At 68.8% G+C, this 17,776-nt stretch carries 16 protein-coding genes and 1 pseudogene; 4 read left to right on the forward strand and 13 right to left on the reverse strand.

Annotation, left to right across the window (positions count from 1 at the left end; all coding sequences use genetic code 11):
* The 5 genes and pseudogenes from AABN02_RS00205 to AABN02_RS00225 all read right to left on the reverse strand — a co-directional run.
* Nucleotides 1–711, reverse strand: a pseudogene (locus AABN02_RS00205) (hypothetical protein); the annotation flags it as partial.
* A gap of 210 nt (nucleotides 712–921) precedes the next feature.
* Complete coding sequence (locus AABN02_RS00210) at nucleotides 922–1,605, reverse strand: SDR family oxidoreductase (RefSeq protein WP_338412909.1); 684 nt, start codon at nucleotides 1,603–1,605, stop codon at nucleotides 922–924.
* Between the two features lie 51 nt (nucleotides 1,606–1,656).
* Nucleotides 1,657–2,205, reverse strand: a complete 549-nt coding sequence (locus AABN02_RS00215) for a phosphatase PAP2 family protein (RefSeq protein WP_338412910.1) — start codon at nucleotides 2,203–2,205, stop codon at nucleotides 1,657–1,659.
* Between the two features lie 41 nt (nucleotides 2,206–2,246).
* On the reverse strand, nucleotides 2,247–2,816 hold the full coding sequence (locus tag AABN02_RS00220; protein WP_338412911.1) for an NAD(P)H-dependent oxidoreductase: 570 nt from the start codon (nucleotides 2,814–2,816) through the stop codon (nucleotides 2,247–2,249).
* Nucleotides 2,711–3,448, reverse strand: a complete 738-nt coding sequence (locus AABN02_RS00225) for a hypothetical protein (RefSeq protein ID WP_338412912.1) — start codon at nucleotides 3,446–3,448, stop codon at nucleotides 2,711–2,713. Before AABN02_RS00225 ends, AABN02_RS00220 begins: the two co-directional genes overlap by 106 nt.
* A gap of 195 nt (nucleotides 3,449–3,643) precedes the next feature.
* Here AABN02_RS00225 and AABN02_RS00230 point away from each other — a divergent pair, with 195 nt between their 5' ends.
* On the forward strand, nucleotides 3,644–5,029 hold the full coding sequence (locus AABN02_RS00230; protein ID WP_338412913.1) for a sigma-54 dependent transcriptional regulator: 1,386 nt from the start codon (nucleotides 3,644–3,646) through the stop codon (nucleotides 5,027–5,029).
* Between the two features lie 7 nt (nucleotides 5,030–5,036).
* Nucleotides 5,037–7,016, forward strand: a complete 1,980-nt coding sequence (locus tag AABN02_RS00235; RefSeq protein ID WP_338412914.1) for a cache domain-containing protein — start codon at nucleotides 5,037–5,039, stop codon at nucleotides 7,014–7,016.
* Here the strand turns inward: AABN02_RS00235 and AABN02_RS00240 are convergent.
* The 7 genes from AABN02_RS00240 to AABN02_RS00270 all read right to left on the reverse strand — a co-directional run bounded on the left by AABN02_RS00240 (nucleotide 6,973) and on the right by AABN02_RS00270 (nucleotide 13,896).
* Nucleotides 6,973–7,422 carry a MaoC family dehydratase gene (locus tag AABN02_RS00240; protein WP_338412915.1) on the reverse strand — a complete coding sequence of 150 codons (450 nt, stop codon included), beginning with the start codon at nucleotides 7,420–7,422 and terminating at the stop codon, nucleotides 6,973–6,975. The two genes, AABN02_RS00235 and AABN02_RS00240, sit on opposite strands and share 44 nt — an antisense overlap.
* Nucleotides 7,423–7,437: 15 nt before the next feature.
* Nucleotides 7,438–8,343, reverse strand: coding sequence for a branched-chain amino acid ABC transporter permease (locus AABN02_RS00245; protein WP_338413013.1), 906 nt, complete (start codon nucleotides 8,341–8,343; stop codon nucleotides 7,438–7,440).
* A 70-nt stretch (nucleotides 8,344–8,413) separates the two neighbouring features.
* Nucleotides 8,414–9,298, reverse strand: a complete 885-nt coding sequence (locus AABN02_RS00250; protein ID WP_338412916.1) for a branched-chain amino acid ABC transporter permease — start codon at nucleotides 9,296–9,298, stop codon at nucleotides 8,414–8,416.
* 176 nt (nucleotides 9,299–9,474) lie between these two features.
* Nucleotides 9,475–10,698, reverse strand: a complete 1,224-nt coding sequence (locus tag AABN02_RS00255) for an ABC transporter substrate-binding protein (protein ID WP_338412917.1) — start codon at nucleotides 10,696–10,698, stop codon at nucleotides 9,475–9,477.
* A gap of 62 nt (nucleotides 10,699–10,760) precedes the next feature.
* Nucleotides 10,761–11,486, reverse strand: a complete 726-nt coding sequence (locus AABN02_RS00260; RefSeq protein WP_338412918.1) for an ABC transporter ATP-binding protein — start codon at nucleotides 11,484–11,486, stop codon at nucleotides 10,761–10,763.
* Nucleotides 11,483–12,244 carry an ABC transporter ATP-binding protein gene (locus AABN02_RS00265; protein ID WP_338412919.1) on the reverse strand — a complete coding sequence of 254 codons (762 nt, stop codon included), beginning with the start codon at nucleotides 12,242–12,244 and terminating at the stop codon, nucleotides 11,483–11,485. The genes AABN02_RS00260 and AABN02_RS00265 overlap by 4 nt, the downstream gene beginning before the upstream one ends.
* Before the next feature lie 11 nt (nucleotides 12,245–12,255).
* On the reverse strand, nucleotides 12,256–13,896 hold the full coding sequence (locus tag AABN02_RS00270; protein ID WP_338412920.1) for an acyl-CoA synthetase: 1,641 nt from the start codon (nucleotides 13,894–13,896) through the stop codon (nucleotides 12,256–12,258).
* Nucleotides 13,897–14,050: 154 nt separating this feature from the next.
* Here AABN02_RS00270 and AABN02_RS00275 point away from each other — a divergent pair, with 154 nt between their 5' ends.
* Together AABN02_RS00275 and AABN02_RS00280 are read left to right on the forward strand one after the other, a co-directional pair.
* Entirely contained in the window at nucleotides 14,051–16,126 is a 2,076-nt protein-coding gene (locus tag AABN02_RS00275; protein WP_338412921.1) for a PAS-domain containing protein, read from the forward strand.
* Nucleotides 16,123–16,830, forward strand: coding sequence for a response regulator transcription factor (locus AABN02_RS00280; RefSeq protein WP_338412922.1), 708 nt, complete (start codon nucleotides 16,123–16,125; stop codon nucleotides 16,828–16,830). Before AABN02_RS00275 ends, AABN02_RS00280 begins: the two co-directional genes overlap by 4 nt.
* Before the next feature lie 123 nt (nucleotides 16,831–16,953).
* Here the strand turns inward: AABN02_RS00280 and fdhD are convergent, their stop codons facing one another.
* On the reverse strand, nucleotides 16,954–17,769 hold the full coding sequence (gene fdhD / locus AABN02_RS00285; protein ID WP_338413014.1) for a formate dehydrogenase accessory sulfurtransferase FdhD: 816 nt from the start codon (nucleotides 17,767–17,769) through the stop codon (nucleotides 16,954–16,956).
* Nucleotides 17,770–17,776: the final 7 nt, after the last annotated feature.

Here is a 17,776-nt window from a genome sequence, read left to right on the forward strand (position 1 = left end):
CGCCGACTCCGGCAGCACAGGACCCTGCTCCAGCGTCCGCGCGCGGCTGGTGACCAGCCCGACCAGATCCGCCAGCTTCGCACCCGCCCCGCGCATGGACTCCGCCAGCGCATCCAGCACCCTGTCGTGGGCATTGCCACGCTGCACGGCAGAGGCCGCCACGAGCGGCTGCGCCAGCACGTCGGTGATGGGCGTCGGGTCCACGCCCATCAGCTTCAGCGTGCTGCCGACCGTCGCCTGGGCGTTGGCGATGTTGGCCGGCGTGATCGTGGCGCCCAGCATGCGGGCGCTTGCCTTGTTCATGAAGCTGGACGGGGGGGTGCCGGCCATCTGCGCCACGAGCAGCTCGGTCAGCGTGGTGATGTGCGCGGTCACGGCCACCGTGCCGGCGCCGCCAAGGGCCACCGAGTGCAGCGTCCAGACGCCGTCCGCCGACACCGCTTCCAGCACGCAGGGCAAGGCGCTGGCATCCACCTCCAGCGTGTAGGCACCGCTGGAGCCGCTGATCGCCGATCCGGCCGGCCCGGACGCGCAGCGGGCGCTCACCTTGGCCTCCACCAGCGCCGCGCCGCGCGCCACCACGCCGCTGATCCGCACCGGCGCGGCGCTTTCGACCACGCCAGCGTCGCCCGGCCCCGACGAACCACCGCCACCACACGCCACCAGCACCATCAGACTGCCCGCTGCCGCTACCCACCCGATCGTCTTCATCTCTGCTCCTGGTTCCGATCGCGAACAGCCCGTCAGGGCAACCGTGCACTCAATCACGGTCATAGTTCACGAATCAGGACGCAGGATGCAGAGCCCGCTCAGGGACAACAATCGTTCATTCGGTCGGTGGCAGGACGCGGCTTTGCCGATTGCGCCGGTGATTTCCGGATCGGGCGGGCGGAGTGGTCGCAGCGCCCCGGGGACTGGGGGTCAACGCGTCACCCAGCCGCCGCACATCGGGAACACCTGCCCGACAAAACACGCCGCGGGCGCGCTGCACAGGTAGGCCGCGAACTCGGCGTCCTCTTCCGCGCCGACCAGCCGCCCCAGCGGCACCTCGCGTTTCAGGCGCTCCTGGAAGCGCGGATTGGCCTGCACCTCGGCCGGGAAGTAGGTCGGGTTGTCGACGAAGTTCTGCGCGATGGCATTGACCTGGACGTTGTGGGGCGCCACCTCCACGCCCACCGCCTGCACATAGGCGAGCTGCGCGCCCCGGGCGGCACTGTAGGTCGAGGCGCGTTTCATGCCGCGCAAGGCCGAGGCGCTGCCCATGACGAGGATCCGGCCGCTGCGCCGCGCGGTCATCGCCGGCAGCACGGCGCGGAACAGCCGCGGCAACGGGTCCACCAGGGCGGCGAAGGTGTCGCGCCACTCTGCATCGGTCACGTCCACGGCAGGGGTCGTCGGGGCGGGCACGGCGAGGTTGGCCAGCAGGATGTCGATGTGCCCGGCGCCAGCGACGACCGCCGCTGGTGCGTCCGGATGCACCAGCGGATCGGTGCTGGCGATCACGGTGGCGCCGTGCCGGGCGAACACCTCGCACAGGATCGGGCCCATGAACACGTCGGCGTGGGTGATCAGCACGCGCTGGCCAGAAAGGCGATGGTCGGACATGGTGGCGGGCTCCTGAAATGTTGCACGGGCAACCACCTTAGCGGCGGTGATTCACGCTGCGCAGAGATGGAACCCGAAGCCCGCCATGCCGCCCGCCACAAATCCGACCACAACTTCAGCCACCGTGTGCCGTCGCAGCGCCACCCGGGACCAGCACACCCCGACCGCCAGCGCCAGCAGCCCGAAAGCCGCCGGGCTCGGCCATGACAGCCCCGCCGCGAACACGGCAAAGCCGGCGTGCAGCGACACCTTGAGCCAACGGCGCAGCAGGTGCCCGAACCCCACGAGTCCACCGCCCAGCGCCAGCGCCATGAACACGGGCCGCGGCTGGCCGCTCCACCACAGCGCGCCAGCGGTGCCGAAGAGCAGCAGCGCCAGGAACAGGTTGAGCTGGCTGCGCTCGCGGGGAACGGACGCATCCACATGGACCCAGCGCCCGGCGCGAACCTGCACCACGCTGTAGACGCCGACGCAGAGCGCCACGAACACCGAGGCGCTCGCCGCGGTGAACAGCACGGACGGTGGCGCATTCCGGGCGATCGACGCCCAGACCACCGCGCCGGGCATCAGCAGCGCGGGGTGGCCGAGGATAGACAGCACACGGGCCACTCCCAAGCCAGGATCCGAATCCGAACCCGAATTCAAGCGGCGGGCGGAAGAAAGAAGCGGTCAGCCGTCGAGATCGCCGCTTCGTCGGACTGCACCGCCCCCGGCGGCCCGCCCTTGCCCCACAGCTCACCCGCGAAGGTCATCGACAGGAACTCCGCGCACAGCTTCGTCGAGTCGATCATGGGCTGCGCCTTCGCGCGGTTGCCGCTGGTGGTGATCAGGTGCAAGTGCTTGCGGGCCATCGCCTCCTTGAACGGCAGGCCCTCGATGCGCATCCAGGCGCTCCAGTGGTCCAGGTAGGTCTTGAGCGCGCTGGGGAAGCTGTACCAGTACACCGGCGAGACCAGGACCAAGTCGGAGCAGGCCATCGTGGCGTCGAGCAGCGGGCGCACGCGGTCGTCGGGCCAGGGATAGGTGCCGGCGGTGTGGCGCTGGTCGACGAAGGCTGGGAGCGTGATGTCGGACAGGTGGAGCCAGGTCTGCTGGGTGTCGGGCGCTAGCTGGGCGGCGGCGCGGCGGGCGAGCCATTCGGTGTTGCCGAGGTGGCCGGGTTCGCGGGCGGAGGCGATGAGGAAGAGGTAGTGGCGTGTGGCTGGGCGCATGGGGCGGTATGGGCAGATCTCGACGCTGGGGATTCGACGGGGGCATCAGACCAGAAAGACCGGCTCCACCGCCGCACCCCGCCCAATGTATCGTGGTAGCCGAAGCCCAGCCCGAAGCACACGGCCACGGTCGTGAAGATCGGAATCTGTCGCTCGCCCGTCATTCCCGTGAACGCGATGGCGCCCACCTGCAACAAGGCCAGCCCGACCGGCCCCAGAAGCGTCGCCGACAAGGGCAGCAGCACATAGCGCGGGATCTCGTGGGAGTGCAGGAAACGGGGAACACCCGCCTTGTCTGGCTCACCGTAGGCAAACGCGAGATAGAACTCCCGCACCATGAAGACCGCGCCACCGAGCCCAGCGCTGGCCGCAGCGATAGCATTGCGCCGAAAGGCCCCGAAGTCCTCGCCGGACATCTGGACCAGCACCTCGGGCAGCGGGTCCGGCATGAACGGCAGCCACCGGGCCAGCGCCGCGCCGTCCGGCGCGTAGGCCACCAGGGTCGCAAGCCAGGTGAGCACCAGCATCTGCAGCACCAGATAGGGACCGATGGTCCACGCCGCGAACACGCTGCCTCTGCCGCTGTGCAGGCGCTGGTCACAGGCCCTGCACGCTTCTGTCGACTTGCACATCGCACTGCCCTCTGGTTGTCCACGCTGCGCCCTCCCGGACCCTGACGCATGGCCGCTGATCCGCCGTTAAGCGCACGTGAACAGGCCGATGGCGAACATCGGATTCCAGTCTGCACGGTCTCCGTACGCTGCAAGTTTCCCCGCATGGCGGCGCGCCGGGCCGCTGCTACAGTCGCCCGCGACACCGAGACCCCCATGCACGACACCCACTGGCCCCACGGCGCCGCGCTGATCGTCGATGACGAACCCGGCATGCGCAACTTCCTCGAAAAGGCGCTCGCCCCGCGCTTCGGTCAGGTCCATGGCGCCGGCAGTGCCGAGGACGGCCAGACCCTCGTCAGCGCCCACCGCTACGACCTTGTCATCCTCGACATCACCCTGCCCGGCAAGAGCGGGCTGGTCTGGCTGCGCGAGTTGCGCGAACAAGGTTATGGCGGCGAGGTGGTGCTGATCACCGCGTTCGCCGATCTGGATGTGGCGATCGAGGCGCTGCGGGCCGGGGCGTCCGACTTCATCCTCAAGCCCTTCCGGCTGGCGCAGATCCTCAACGCCGTGCAGCAGGGCATGGAGCGCTCGCGCCTGACCCGCGAGAACTACCTGCTGCGCCGTTCGCTGCAGTCGCTCCAGCCGCAGCAGCCGGCCGAGCTGCCGCTGGTCGGCCACTCGCTGGTGATGCGCCGGCTGGGCGACGCGCTGGCACGGGTGGCGCAGGTGAACAGCCCGGTGCTGCTGCTGGGCGAGTCGGGCACCGGCAAGGAACTCGCCGCGCAGACCATCCACGACCGCAGCACCCGCGCCGCCGGGCCGTTTGTCCACATGCACTGCAGCGGCCTGGCGCCCGAGCTGCTGGAGAGCGAGCTGTTCGGCCACGCCCCCGGCGCCTTTCCCGGTGCGGCGCAGGCCCGCGACGGCCTGTTCCACTACGCGCAGGGTGGCACGCTCTTCCTTGACGAGGTGGCGGAGCTGCCGCTGTCGGTGCAGGCCAGCCTGCTGCGCGTGCTGGAGGAACGCCAGGTGCGGCCGATGGGCAGCCAGCAGAAAAGCCCGGTGGACGTGCGCATCGTCGCCGCCAGCGCACGCGACCTGTCGCAGGAGGTCGCGGCGGGCCGCTTCCGCAAGGATCTGTACTACCGGCTGCAGGTGGTGGAGATCGCCCTGCCCCCGCTGCGCGAGCACAAGCACGACCTCGGACTGCTGTTCGAGCACTTCGTGCGCTTGCTGGCCCCACAGCTCGGCGCCGCCCCGCTGGCCGTGAACGACGAGGAACTCGCCTACCTGCGCCAGTACGACTGGCCGGGCAATGTGCGGGAGCTGCGCAACTTCGTCGAACGCTCGCTCATCCTCGGCAAGCTCAACGTCACGGCGCTGTACCAGGCGCCCGAGCCGGTCGAGCGCACCGAACCGGCCCGGGGTGCCACCACCCTGCCCCCGGCCACCACCGACCTGCAGACGCTGGAGAAGCAGCACATCCTGAGCGTGCTCGCCTCGGTGGATGGCGACAAGGGCCGCGCGGCGGAGCTGCTCGGCATCTCGCGGCGCACGCTGGAGCGGCGGGTCGCGGAGTGGGCCAGCGCCGGCTGAAGCCACGATGTCCCAGTCGATCCGCCACCGCCTGCTGGCCCTCACGCTGGTGCCGCTGCTGGGCGTGCTGCCGCTGCTCGGGCTGATCCTGCTGCTGTGGGGCAACACGGCGATCGACGGGCTGCTGATCAGCAAGATCCGCAGCGATCTGGCGGTTGCACAGGGCTACTTCGACCGCGTGCTGGCCGAGGTCGGCAGCGGCACGCAGGCGGTGGCCGAGTCCTACCGGCTGCAGCGTGCACTCGCCATTCCGACGCCGGAGCGCGCCGCCGCACTCGACGGCCTGCTGAGCCAGGTGCGGCACGAGCGCGGGCTGGACTTCCTGCAACTGCTCCCACCGGACACCGCAGGCGTCGCCGACAACAGCACCTCGGTCGCGGTGCTGCCCGCGGCGGAACTGGACGCGCTGGCGCCGGGCCTGTCCGAGCAATCGCGCATCGCGCTGGTTGCCACCGACGGCGCCGCCCCCACCGACCGCACCGCCGAGGACCGCGGCCTCGTTCTCGTCGCCCATGCCCGTGTCACCGGCGCGGCGGGCCAGACCGTCGGCTGGCTGCGCGGCGGCGTGCTGCTGAACCGCAACCTCGGCTTCATCGACCACATCAACGAGATCGTCTACCCCGCTGGCTCGCTCGCCTTCGGCAGCCAAGGGACGGCCACCCTCTTCCTCGACGACGTGCGCGTCAGCACCAATGTGCGGCTGTTCGGCGACCCGGCGGCGGAGCGGGCCATCGGCACCCGCGTGTCGGCGGTCGTGCGCGAGGCGGTGCTCGGGCGCGGCGACACCTGGCTGGGGCGGGCCTTTGTCGTCAAGGACTGGTATGTCTCGGGTTACCTGCCGTTGGCGGACGCGGGCGGGCGGCGGGTCGGGATGCTCTATGTCGGGTTTCTGGAGCGGCCCTTCGTCGCGGTGAAATACGCCGTGCTGGCGGGCATCGGGCTGGTGTTCTTCGCGGTGATGCTGCTGGCGGCGTGGTGGTCGCTGCGGGCGGCGGGGCGCATCTTCCGGCCGCTGGAGCGCATGACCGAGACGATGCGCCGGGTCGAGTCCGGCGAGGCCACCGCCCGTGTCGGCCCGGTCACCCCGCCCGACGAGATCGGCCGGCTGGCGACGACGCTGGACCACCTGCTCGACACCGTCGACGACAAGACCCGCGCGCTGCAGCACTGGGGCGACGCGCTGGACCACAAGGTCGCCGAGCGCACCGCCGCGCTCGAAGCGGCGCAGCAGCAGCTCGTGCGCAGCGAGAAGCTCGCCGCCATCGGCCAGCTCACCGCCAGCATCGCCCACGAGATCAACAACCCGATCGCGGTGATCCAGGGCAACCTCGACCTGATGCGCCTGACGCTCGGCGCGCACGCCACCCCGGTGCGCGACGAGATCCGCCTGATCGACGCGCAGGTGGAGCGGATGCGGCTGATCGTCACGCAGCTGCTGCAGTACGCGCGGCCGAACGAGTACGCCGGCTATGTGGAGCGGCTGGACGCGGCCGAGGTGGTGCAGGACAGCCTGGTGCTGGTGCGGCACCTGCTGGAGCGCGAGCGGGTGCGGCTGGACAACCGCTGCGTGGCGGGCAGCGCGCCGCGGGTGGCGATCAACCGGCAGGAGCTGCAGCAGGTGCTGATCAACCTGATGGTGAACGCCGTGCAGGCGATGGCCGGCGGCAGCGGCGGAAGCGGGGTGAGCGACCGCGAGCGGGTGCTGACGCTGGCGATGCGCGAGGCAGCGGACGGCGCGGTCTGCATCGACGTGGCCGACACCGGGCCGGGGCTGGACGAGGCGACGCGGGCCGCGCTGTTCCAGCCCTTCTTCACCACCAAGCGGGATGGGAACGGGCTGGGCTTGTGGATCAGCCGGGGTTTGCTGGAGCGTTATGGGGGCGCGCTGCGCGCAGCGAACCGCCCTGCGGACAACCCGACCACGGCCGGGCCGGGCGCCGTCTTCACGATTTGCCTGCTTGCCGACGTGCGATCGACCCCACCTTGACCAGCGCCTCGCCGTCGATCACGACCGTGCCGCGTACCGTGCAGGTCGTCTCGAGCAGCACACGCCCACGCTCGGGCATCACTTCCTTCACACGCACCGTCGCGTGGACCGTGTCGCCCGGCCGCACCGGCGCCTTGAAGCTCAGGCGCTGGTCGAGGTAGATCGCGCCGGGGCCGGGCAGCTTGTTGGCCACCGCCGCCGAGATCACGCTGGCGGTGAGGAAGCCGTGGGCGATGCGGCCCTTGAACACCGTGCTCTGCGCGAATTCCTCGTTGGTGTGGATCGCGTTGCCGTCGCCGGAGACGCCGGCGAAGAGCACGATGTCGGCTTCGGTGATGGTCTTGGAGAAGGTGGCCGTCATGCCGACCGAGAGGTCTTCGACGTCGTAGCCGTTGAGATCATTCATGCTGGGACTCCAGTATCAGGAAATGCGCTCGCGCAGCGCCTTGAGTTCGCCGACGATGCCGCGGCGGAAGGCCAGCACGCAGATCACGAAGATCGCGCCCATGATCACGGTGACCCAGGAGCCGACCTTGTCCGCCAGCTCGTTCTCCAGCGTCACGATGACCGCCGCACCGACGCCCGGGCCGAGGATGGTGCCGAGGCCGCCCAGCAGCGTCATCAGGACCACTTCGCCGGACATGTGCCAGTGCACATCGGTGAGCGAGGCCAGCTGGAACACCAGCGCCTTCATCGAACCGGCCAGCCCGGTCATCGCCGCCGAGATCACGAAGGCGACCAGCTTGTAGCGCTCGACCTGGTAGCCCAGCGAGACGGCACGCGGCTCGTTCTCGCGGATGGCCTTGAGCACCTGCCCGAAGGGCGAGTGCACCGTGCGGTAGATCAGCGCGAAGCCAGCGAAGAACACGGCGAAGACGAAGTAGTACATCGCCAGGTTGTCGCTCAGGTCGATGAGGCCGAAGAGCTTGCCGCGTGGCACGCCCTGCAGACCGTCTTCGCCGCCAGTGAACGGCAACTGCAGCGCGAGGAAGAACACCAGCTGCGCCAGCGCCAGCGTGATCATCGCGAAGTAGATGCCGGCGCGGCGAATCGCCACCCAGCCGAAGATGGCGCCGAGGCCCGCACCGACCACGGTGCCGGCGAGCAGCCCCAGCTCAGGCGACCAGCCCGCTTCCTTCACCAGCCAGGCGCAGACGTAAGCCGCGCCGCCGAAGAAGGCCGCGTGGCCGAAGGACAGCAGGCCGGCAAAGCCCAGCAGCAGGTTGAAGGCACTGGCGAAGAGCGCGAAGCACAGCAGCTTCATCAGGAAGGTCGGGTAGGCCACGAAGGGCGCGACCAGACCAGCCACCAGCAGCAGACCGAACATCAGACCGGCCTGGGATTTCGAGGATGCAACAACGGGTTTCATGGGGTTGGTACCTTTTGCCTTTGCGGCGTCACGCCTGCTTGCCGAACAGACCCGCCGGGCGCAGCAGCAGCACCACGACCATGATCAGGAAGATCACCACCGCCGACGCTTCGGGGTAGACCACCTTGGTCAGACCTTCGATGACGCCCAGGCCCAGCCCGGTGACGATGGAGCCGAGGATCGAGCCCATGCCGCCAATCACGACCACTGCGAACACGACGATGATGAGGTTGGAGCCCATCAGCGGATTGACCTGCACCACCGGCGCGGCCAGCACGCCGGCAAACGCCGCCAGCGCGACACCGGCGCCGTAGGTCACGGTGACCAGCACCGGCACGTTGATGCCGAGGGCCTGCACCAGCTCGGGCCGCTCGGTCGCGGCGCGCAGCGTGGCGCCGAGCCGGGTGCGCTCGATCAGGTACCAGGTGATGGCGCACACGCTCAGCGCGGCGACGACGACCCAGCCGCGGTACAGCGGCATGAACATGAAGCCGAGGTCCACGCCGCCCTGCAGGATTTCCGGCACCGGGTAGCTCTGGCCCGAGCTGCCGTAGAGGTTGCGGAACACGCCCTCGCCGATCAGCGCCAGGCCGAAGGTCAGCAGCAGGCCGTAGAGGTGGTCGAGCTTGTAGAGGTGCTTGAGCAGCAGCCGCTCGATGACGACGCCGAGCACCCCGACGACCAGTGGAGACAGGATCAGCGCCGCCCAGTAGTTGATGCCGAAGTACTCCAGACCCAGCCACGCGACGAACGCGCCGATCATGTAGAGCGCACCGTGCGAGAAATTGATGATGTTGAGCAGGCCGAAGATGACCGCGAGCCCAAGGCTCAGCACCGCGTAGAACGAGCCGTTGATGAGCCCGAGCAGCAGTTGGCCGAACAGCGCCTGGGAGGAGATGCCGAAGATTTCCATCGTGAGCCGCCTGGAATGAGTCTGTCTCCCCTCTCCCGCAAGGCGGGAGAGGGGTCGGGGGTGAGGGTGGGCGCAATGGGCCGAAGTCTCCGCGTGCGAAGACCCTCACCCCCAGCCCCTCTCCCGCGACGCGGGAGAGGGGAGTGATGCAGCGTGGTGTGTGCTGCGGGAGTTGCTTACTTCTTGGTGATCAGCGAGCACTTCGACGCCGACAGCGGCTGGAAGGCCTCGGCCGCCGGGATGGTCGCGCGCACGTTGTAGTAGTCCCACGGCGTGGTCGACTCGGCCGGCTTCTTGACCTGCAGCAGGTACATGTCGTGGACCATGCGGCCGTCGTCACGGATGGTGCCGTTCTTGGCGAAGAAGTCGTTGACCGGGGTCTTCTTCATCTGGGTCATGACCTTGGCGGTGTCATCCGTGCCCGAGGCCTTGACCGCCTTCAGGTAGTGCATGACGGACGAGTACTGGCCGGCCTGGACCATCGTCGGCATGCGCTTGTGCAGGTCGAAGAAGCGCTTGGACCAGGCGCGCGTGTCGTCGTTCAGGTTCCAGTAGAAACCTTCGGTCAGGTACATCGACTGCGTGGCCTTCAGACCCAGCGAGTGCACGTCGGTGATGAACATCAGCAGACCCGCGAGCTGCTGCTTCGGGGTGATGCCGAACTCGGCCGCCTGCTTGATCGAGTTGATCGTGTCGCCGCCGGCGTTGGCCAGGCCGATGATCTGCGCGCCAGAGGACTGGGCCTTCAGCAGGAAGGACGAGAAGTCCGAACCCGGGAACGGGTGGCGCACCGCGCCGACCACTTCGCCGCCGTTGGCCTTGACCACGTCGGTGGCGTCCTTTTCCAGCGAGTGGCCGAAGGCGTAGTCGGCGGTCAGGAAGAACCACTTCTTGCCACCGGCCTTGGTGACGGCCTTGGCGGTGCCGTTGGCGACGGCGTAGGTGTCATAGGTCCAGTGAACGGTGACGTCGTTGCAGTCCTCGTTGGTCACGCGGGTCGAGGCGGCGCCCGAGACCAGCGCGATCTTGTTCTTTTCCTTGGCGATCTTCTGCACGGCCAGCGCGACCGAGGTCGTCACCAGCTCGGAGACGACGTCGACCTTGCCTTGTTCGAACCACTCGCGGGCCTTGTTGGCAGCGATGTCGCCCTTGTTCTGGTGGTCGGCCGAGACGATCTCGATCTTGAAGGACGGCTTTTCCTTGGCGTTGAAGTCGTCGATGGCCATCTGGGTGGCGACGACGGTGCCCTTGCCGGCCACGTCCGAGTAGGTGCCGGACAGGTCGGTCAGCACGCCGATCTTGACGATGCCGTCCGACACCTGGGCGGATGCGGCGCCCATGGTGGCGAGGGCGAGGCCGACGGCCTGGAACAGGGTCTTGAGTGCGGGCTTGAAGGTCATGCTTGTCTCCTGAGGGATTCGTGGTTTCGGGGTGAGGGAAATCAGAAAAAGGGCGGTGCGAATCACACGCCGAGCATCTGGTGCAGCATCTCGGTCTTCGAGGGCAGCTCTTCCTTGGTCACGGTCGCGGCGATGGAGCCATGCTCCAGCACGATGTGGCGGTCGGCCAGCGGCGCGGCGAAGCGGAAATTCTGCTCGATCAGCAGGATGGTGTAACCGCGGGTCTTCAGCAGGCGCAGCACCTCGCCGAGCTTCTTGACGATCACGGGCGCCAGGCCTTCGGTGATCTCGTCGAGCAGCAGCAGCTTGGCGCCGGTGCGCAGGATGCGGGCCATCGCCAGCATCTGCTGCTCGCCACCCGACAGGCGCATGCCGGGGCTGTGGCGGCGCTCGTGCAGATTGGGGAACAAGGTGTAGATCTCGTCGAGCGTCATGCCGCCGGAGGCGACCTGCGGCGGCAGCATCAGGTTCTCTTCGGTGGTGAGGCCGGAGAAGATGCCCCGCTCTTCCGGGCAGAAACCGATGCCGAGCCGCGCGATGCGGTGCGGCGCCATCGCGGTGATGTCGGTGCCGTTGAACATGATCTTGCCGGTGCGGCGGCCGACCAGCCCGAGGATGGACTTCATCGTCGTGCTGCGGCCCGCGCCATTGCGGCCGAGCAGCGTGACGAGTTCGCCCTTGTTCACCGTCAGGTCGATGCCGTGCAGGATGTGCGACTCGCCGTAGAAGGCGTGCAGGTCGGTGATGCGCAGCAACTCGCCACCGGGTTTGAAAGCGCTGGCGCTCATGCTTCGACTCCGACGTAGGCTTCAAGAACGCGGGGATCCTTGGAGACGACCGCGTACGGGCCTTCCGCCAGGATCTGGCCGCGTTGCAGCACGGTGATGCGGTCGCAGAGCGTCTCGACCACCGACAGGTTGTGCTCCACCATCAGGATGGTGCGGCTCTTGGACACCTTGCGGATCAGCTCGGCGACACGGTCCACGTCCTCGTGGCCCATGCCCTGCGTCGGCTCGTCCAGCAGCATCAGTTCCGGGTCCAGCGCCAGCGTGGTGGCGATCTCCAGCGCGCGCTTGCGGCCGTAGGGCATCTCGGCGGTGACGGTGTTGACGTACTCGCCCAGGTCCACCGACTCCAGCAGCTCGACCGCCCGGTCGTTGAGCGAGTTCAGCGAATTCTCGGATTTCCAGAAGTGGAAGGAGTTGCCCACCTTGCGCTGCAGTGCCACGCGCACGTTTTCCAGCACGGTCAGGTGCGGGAAGGTCGCCGAGATCTGGAACGAGCGGATCACGCCGCGCCGGGCGATCTGCGCCGGCTCCTCGCGGGAGATGTCGATGCCGTTGAAGGTGATGGTGCCGCGGGTGGGCTGCAGGAACTTGGTCAGCAGGTTGAAGACCGTCGTCTTGCCGGCGCCGTTGGGGCCGATCAGCGCGTGGATGTGGCCACGCTGCACGTTCAGGTTCACGTCCTGCACGGCGGCGAAGCCCTTGAATTCCTTGGTCAGACCGACGGTCTGCAGGATGAAGTCCGAATTGCTCGCGGTCATGTCGCGCTCCTTCAGTCGATGGCCGAAGCCGACCGCATCTGCTCGCGCAGCATGAATTTCTGGATCTTGCCAGTGGACGTCTTGGGCAGCGTGCCGAAGATCACCCGCTTGGGCACCTTGAAACGGGCCATGCCGAGGCGGCAGTGCTCGATGATGTCGGCCTCGGTGACCTCGGAGCCGTCGCGCACTTCCAGGAAGGCACACGGCACCTCGCCCCACTTCGCGTCCGGCGCCGCGACGACCGCGGCGACCAGCACGGCCGGGTGGCGGTAGAGCACCTCTTCCACCTCGACGCTGGAGATGTTCTCGCCGCCGGAGATGATGATGTCCTTGCTGCGGTCCTTGATCTTCACGTAGCCGTCCGGGTCCATCACCGCCAGGTCGCCGGTGTGGAACCAGCCGCCGCGGAAGGCCTCGGCCGTCGCCTCGGGGTTCTTCAGGTAGCCCTTCATCACGACGTTGCCGCGGAAGAAGATCTCGCCCATGGTCTGGCCATCGGCGGGCACGGGCAGCAGCGTCTCGGGGTCGAGCACCGCAATCGCTTCCTGCATCGTGTGCGCCACGCCTTGGCGCGCATTCAGCCGGGCACGCTCGCCGATCGGCAGGCTGGCCCATTCTTCCTGCTTGGCGCAGACCGCCGCCGGGCCGTAGACCTCGGTCAGTCCGTAGACGTGGGTGATGTCGAAGCCGATGCGCTCGCAGCCTTCGATGATCGCGGCCGGCGGTGCCGCACCCGCGATCAGGCCGTTCACGGTGTGGTCGATGCCGGCGCGCAGCGACTCGGACGCGTTGATCAGCAGGCCGTAGACGATGGGCGCGCCGCACAGGTGGGTGACGTGGTGCTCGCGGATCAGCGGGAAGATCAGCGTGGGATCGACCCGGCGCAAGCAGACGCTGGTGCCGGCCTGCAGCGCCATCGTCCAGGGGAAACACCAGCCGTTGCAGTGGAACATCGGCAGCGTCCACAGGTAGGTCGCGTGGCGCGGCATGGCCCAGGTGACGACGTTGGAGGTCGCGTTCAGGTAGGCGCCACGGTGGTGCGTGACGACGCCCTTGGGGTTGCCGGTCGTGCCGCTGGTGTAGTTCAGCGCGATGGCGTCCCATTCGTCGGCCGGCAGCGACCAGGCAAAGTCAGCGTCACCTTCCTTGAGGAAGTCGTCGTATTCCTTCTCGCCGAGGAAGACGCCGGCGTCGTACTCCGCGTCCGCCACGTCGATCACCAGCGGCTGCGGGCGCGTCATCAGGGTCAGCGCGCGCTTGATGGTGGACGAGAACTCGCGGTCGGTGAACAGCACCTTGGCTTCGCCGTGGTCGAGCTGGAAGGCGATGGCTTCCGCGTCGAGCCGGGTGTTGAGCGTGTTCAGCACGGCGCCCGACATCGGCACGCCGAAGTGGCACTCGTACATCGCCGGCGTGTTCGGCAGCATCGCGGCCACCGTGTCACCGGCCTGCACGCCGCGGCGCTGCAGGGCGCTGGCGAGCTGGCGGCAGCGGGTGTAGGTCTGGCCCCAAGTCTGGCGCAGCGCGCCGTGGACGACAGCAACCCGGTTCGGGTAGATGTGCGCCGTGCGCTCCAGAAAGCTCAGCGGGGACAGGGCCACAAAATTGGCACTGTTGCGGTCCAGGCCCTGGTCGTAGGCGTTCACAGGCATATCAGCGTCTCCATCGAACTTTGACGTGTGGTTGCGTCTTTGGGCGGCAATGATCGGGCGTGATATTTACAGCACCTCGGTCGGAATGTATCGAATGTTTGCATCTGCGCGCTACCTCGACGCCAACTATTGCACAGCTCCTAGAATCGACCCGATGAGCCGCCATGACCTCTCCGACACCCTGCGCGAGCAGCAGCGCCACGAGCTGCTGCAAGCTGGTCTGGACCTGCTCGACCAGGGCATCACGGTGTTCGACGCCGATCTGCGGCTGGTGGCCTGGAACCAGGCGCTGCTGCAACTGCTGGAATTCCCGGAGAACCTGACCTACGTCGGCGCGCCTTTCGACAGCTTCATGCGCTACAACGCCGAGCGCGGCGAATATGGGCCGGGCGATGTCGAGGAACTGGTGGCCGAGCGGGTGCGCATGGCGCGCACCTTCCAGCCGCACCGCACGGAGCGCGAGCGCCCGAACGGCCAGATCCTGTCGGTGCGCGGCGAGCCGCTGCCGCACAACGGCTTCATCACGCTCTACACCGACATCACCGCCCAGCGCCGCTACGAGCGCATGATCCGCGAGCAGAACGCCGAGCTGGAGCGCCGCGTCGCCCAGCGCACCGCCGAGCTGCAGACCAGCAACCGCCAGCTGCGCAGCGCCCACGAGGCCAACCAGCAGATCACCGCCGCGCTGCGCCGCAGCGAGGAGCGGCTGCGCCTGATCACCGACACCGTGCCGGCCATGATCGGCTACTTCGACCGCGACGAGGTCTACCGCTACGTCAACAAGGGCTACGCCGACTGGTTCGGCCACAGCAAGGACCGCGTGCTTGGCCGCTCGATCGCCGAGGTGGTGAGCGCCGAGGTCTACGCCGCCGTGTCACCCCATGTGCGCGTGGCGTTGCAAGGCCAGCGCGTCAGCTACGAATACGCCACGCCCGGCCTGCACGGCCGCACCATGCACGCCCGCAGCGAGCTGGTGCCCGAGATCGGCCCGGACGGCGAGGTGCTCGGCTGCTTCGTGCTCTCGGTGGACATCACGCAGCTCAAGGACGCGCAGGCCGCCGTCGTGCAGGCGCAGAAGATGGAAGCCGTGGTGCAGCTCACCGGCGGGCTGGCGCACGATTTCAACAACATGCTCGCCGTGATGATCGGCAACCTCGCCGCGCTGCGCGACCGCCATCCGGGCGACCCGGACATGGCCGAGTTCCTGGCGCCCGCGCTCAAGGCCGCGCACAGCGGCGCCGAGCTGATCCGCCGCCTGCTCACCTTCGCCCGCCAGCAGCCGCTGGCGCCGCAGCCGGTCGATGTGGCGGAGCTGATCGACGACGCCGTGCACCTGCTGCGGCGCTCGCTGCCGGACGCCGTGCAGGTGGTGGTCGCGCCGCCCGAGCCGGGCGCACCTGTCCACGCGCTCACGGATGCGCACCAGCTGGAAAGCGCGCTGGTCAACCTCGCCATCAACGCCCGCGACGCCATGCCCGAGGGCGGCGAGCTGCGCATCGAGGCGCACGCGGTCCACCTTGGCCGGCCGGCGGCCGCGGCGGTCGATGTGCCGCCGGGTGACTACGTGCGCATCACCGTCACCGACACCGGCATCGGCATGGACGCCGCGACCCAGGCCCGCGTCTTCGAGCCTTTCTTCACCACCAAGCCCTTCGGCACCGGCAGCGGGCTGGGGCTGTCGATGGTCTACGGCTTCGCCAAGCAGAGCGGCGGCAGTGTCCTGCTGCACAGCCGGCCCGGCGAGGGCACGCAGGTCAGCCTGCTGCTGCCGCGGTCCGGCCACCCGGGCCTGGACGATGACCGGATGGACGCCACCACCGCCCTGCTCCACCGCGCGGCCTCGCCCGGCCCGGCCACGGCACAGACCGAGCGCCCGCTGGTGCTGCTGGTGGAGGACAACGACGAACTGCGCCGCGTCATCCGCCGCCAGCTCGTCGGCATGGGCTACCCGGTGATCGAGGCCACCCACGCGCAGGAAGCGCTGGACCTGCTGCAGAACGTCCCCGACATCGGCCTGCTCATCAGCGACATCGTCATGCCCGGCCGGCTCGACGGCCGCGCCCTCAGCCGGCAGGCCCGCCTGAGCCACCCGGACATGCGCATCCTGCTGATCAGCGGTTATGCGGACGCGATGAACCTGCCGCCGGAGGGCGACGGACCGCGGCTGCTGCGCAAACCGTTTTCCAGCAGCGAGCTGGGCGACGCGCTCGAACACCTCGACACCCCATGACGGCCCGCATCTTCATCGTCGAGGACAACCCGGACGTCGCTCGGCTGCTGAACACCGTGCTGCGCGATTTCGGCTTCGACACCGACGTCTGCCGCAACGCCGCCGAGCTGCGCCAGCGCCTGCGCATCGGCAAACCGGACCTCTGCATCATCGACCTCGGCCTGCCCGACGCCGATGGCATGGACCTGGTGCAGGAACTGCAGCGCCAGCACGACTGCGGCCTGCTCATCCTCACCGGCCGCGCCTACCTGGGCGACCGGGTGATGGGGCTGGAGCTGGGCGCGGACGACTACGTCACCAAGCCCTTCGAACCGCGCGAGCTGGTGGCGCGTGTGCGCAGCATCCTGCGGCGACGCGGTGGCTCCAGCACGGTGCCCCAGGACGAGCGCCGCCCCGCCGAAGCCCACTTCAGCGGCTGGATCTTCCACCCCGACACCAACACCCTGCGCGGCACCGACGAGCAGGAATGGACGCTCAGCTCCGGCGAAGCCAAGCTGCTCTGCACCTTCCTCCAGCGCCCGAACCGCATCCTGGCGCGCGAGCAGATCTGCGGCGACCCGGACCTCTCGCCACTGGACCGCAGCATCGACGTGCGCATCTCGCGCCTGCGCCGCAAGCTCGAAGTCGATGCGCAGAACCCGAAGCTGATCCGCACGGTCTATGGTGCGGGGTATCTGTTCGCGAGCGAGGTCACCTGGGCCTGAAACCACCGTCCAGCCACGCCCCACCCTCCGTCATCCTCGCGAATGCGAGGACCCACCCACGCCACCCAGCGTTCTTTGCGTGCGTGGGTGCCCGCCTTCGCGGGCATGACGGGGTCGCAGGCGTCAACGCTCTGCGGTGACGCGCTCCGGGTGGGTATAGACCGTCGCCCGCTCCCCCCGCACGAACCCCGCCAGCACCAGCCCCGCCGCGTCCGCCGTCCGCACCGCGAGCCCGGTCGGCGCCGACACCGCCGCCAGCAGCCCGACGCCCGCGCTCGCCGTCTTGTAGACCATCTCGTAGCTCGCCCGGCTCGTCACGGCGATGAAGCCGTCTGCCGGATCGACCTCGGCCAGCGCCATCGCGCCGATGAGCTTGTCGAGCGCGTTGTGGCGGCCAACGTCCTCGCGCACCAGCCGCACGGCGCCGTCCAGCCCGCACCAGGCCGCGGCGTGGGTGGCGCCGGTCGCCTGCGACAGCGTCTGGTGCGCCGGCATCTCGGCCATCGCGCGGGCCAGCGCCGCAGCGGCCACGACCACTGGCACCACCTCGCGCCGCACGGGGCGGATCGCCTCGGCCAGGCTCTCGGTGCCGCACAGGCCGCAGCCAGTGCGCCCGGCCAGCGTGCGGCGGCGCTCCTTCAGGCGCATGAAGCAGCGCAGCGTCACTTTCAGCTCCAGTGACAGCCCCTGCTCGGGGACGCCCGCCAGCGACTCGGACACGCTCAGGTCGCTGGGCGTGGTCTCGCAGTCGAGCAGGTCGTCGGGGCTGTCGATGATGCCTTCGGACAGCGAGAAGCCGAGCGCGAAGTCCTCCAGATCCTGCGGGGTGGCCAGCATCACGGCGTGGGAGATGCCGTTGTAGACCAGCGCGACCGGGACTTCCTCGGCCAGGCAGGCGGACTCGTCCCGCGCCGCCTCGGTGCCCAGGCGACGCACCATGCGGTCG

Source organism: uncultured Sphaerotilus sp. (assembly GCF_963924895.1).
In the GTDB taxonomy this organism is placed as follows: Bacteria; Pseudomonadota; Gammaproteobacteria; order Burkholderiales; family Burkholderiaceae_C; genus Sphaerotilus.

What these genes read in the sequence shown, in the direction of transcription:
- AABN02_RS00280 (WP_338412922.1), top strand. Translation starts at nt 16,123, where the DNA reads ATGACGGCCCGCATCTTCATCGTCGAGGACAACCCGGACGTCGCTCGG.
- AABN02_RS00260 (WP_338412918.1), bottom strand. Translation starts at nt 11,486, where the DNA reads ATGAGCGCCAGCGCTTTCAAACCCGGTGGCGAGTTGCTGCGCATCACC.
- AABN02_RS00275 (WP_338412921.1), top strand. Translation starts at nt 14,051, where the DNA reads ATGAGCCGCCATGACCTCTCCGACACCCTGCGCGAGCAGCAGCGCCAC.
- AABN02_RS00225 (WP_338412912.1), bottom strand. Translation starts at nt 3,448, where the DNA reads ATGTGCAAGTCGACAGAAGCGTGCAGGGCCTGTGACCAGCGCCTGCAC.
- AABN02_RS00265 (WP_338412919.1), bottom strand. Translation starts at nt 12,244, where the DNA reads ATGACCGCGAGCAATTCGGACTTCATCCTGCAGACCGTCGGTCTGACC.
- AABN02_RS00245 (WP_338413013.1), bottom strand. Translation starts at nt 8,343, where the DNA reads ATGTTCGGTCTGCTGCTGGTGGCTGGTCTGGTCGCGCCCTTCGTGGCC.
- AABN02_RS00270 (WP_338412920.1), bottom strand. Translation starts at nt 13,896, where the DNA reads ATGCCTGTGAACGCCTACGACCAGGGCCTGGACCGCAACAGTGCCAAT.
- AABN02_RS00240 (WP_338412915.1), bottom strand. Translation starts at nt 7,422, where the DNA reads ATGAATGATCTCAACGGCTACGACGTCGAAGACCTCTCGGTCGGCATG.
- AABN02_RS00230 (WP_338412913.1), top strand. Translation starts at nt 3,644, where the DNA reads ATGCACGACACCCACTGGCCCCACGGCGCCGCGCTGATCGTCGATGAC.
- fdhD (WP_338413014.1), bottom strand. Translation starts at nt 17,769, where the DNA reads ATGGTGCGTCGCCTGGGCACCGAGGCGGCGCGGGACGAGTCCGCCTGC.
- AABN02_RS00220 (WP_338412911.1), bottom strand. Translation starts at nt 2,816, where the DNA reads ATGCGCCCAGCCACACGCCACTACCTCTTCCTCATCGCCTCCGCCCGC.
- AABN02_RS00250 (WP_338412916.1), bottom strand. Translation starts at nt 9,298, where the DNA reads ATGGAAATCTTCGGCATCTCCTCCCAGGCGCTGTTCGGCCAACTGCTG.
- AABN02_RS00210 (WP_338412909.1), bottom strand. Translation starts at nt 1,605, where the DNA reads ATGTCCGACCATCGCCTTTCTGGCCAGCGCGTGCTGATCACCCACGCC.
- AABN02_RS00235 (WP_338412914.1), top strand. Translation starts at nt 5,037, where the DNA reads ATGTCCCAGTCGATCCGCCACCGCCTGCTGGCCCTCACGCTGGTGCCG.
- AABN02_RS00255 (WP_338412917.1), bottom strand. Translation starts at nt 10,698, where the DNA reads ATGACCTTCAAGCCCGCACTCAAGACCCTGTTCCAGGCCGTCGGCCTC.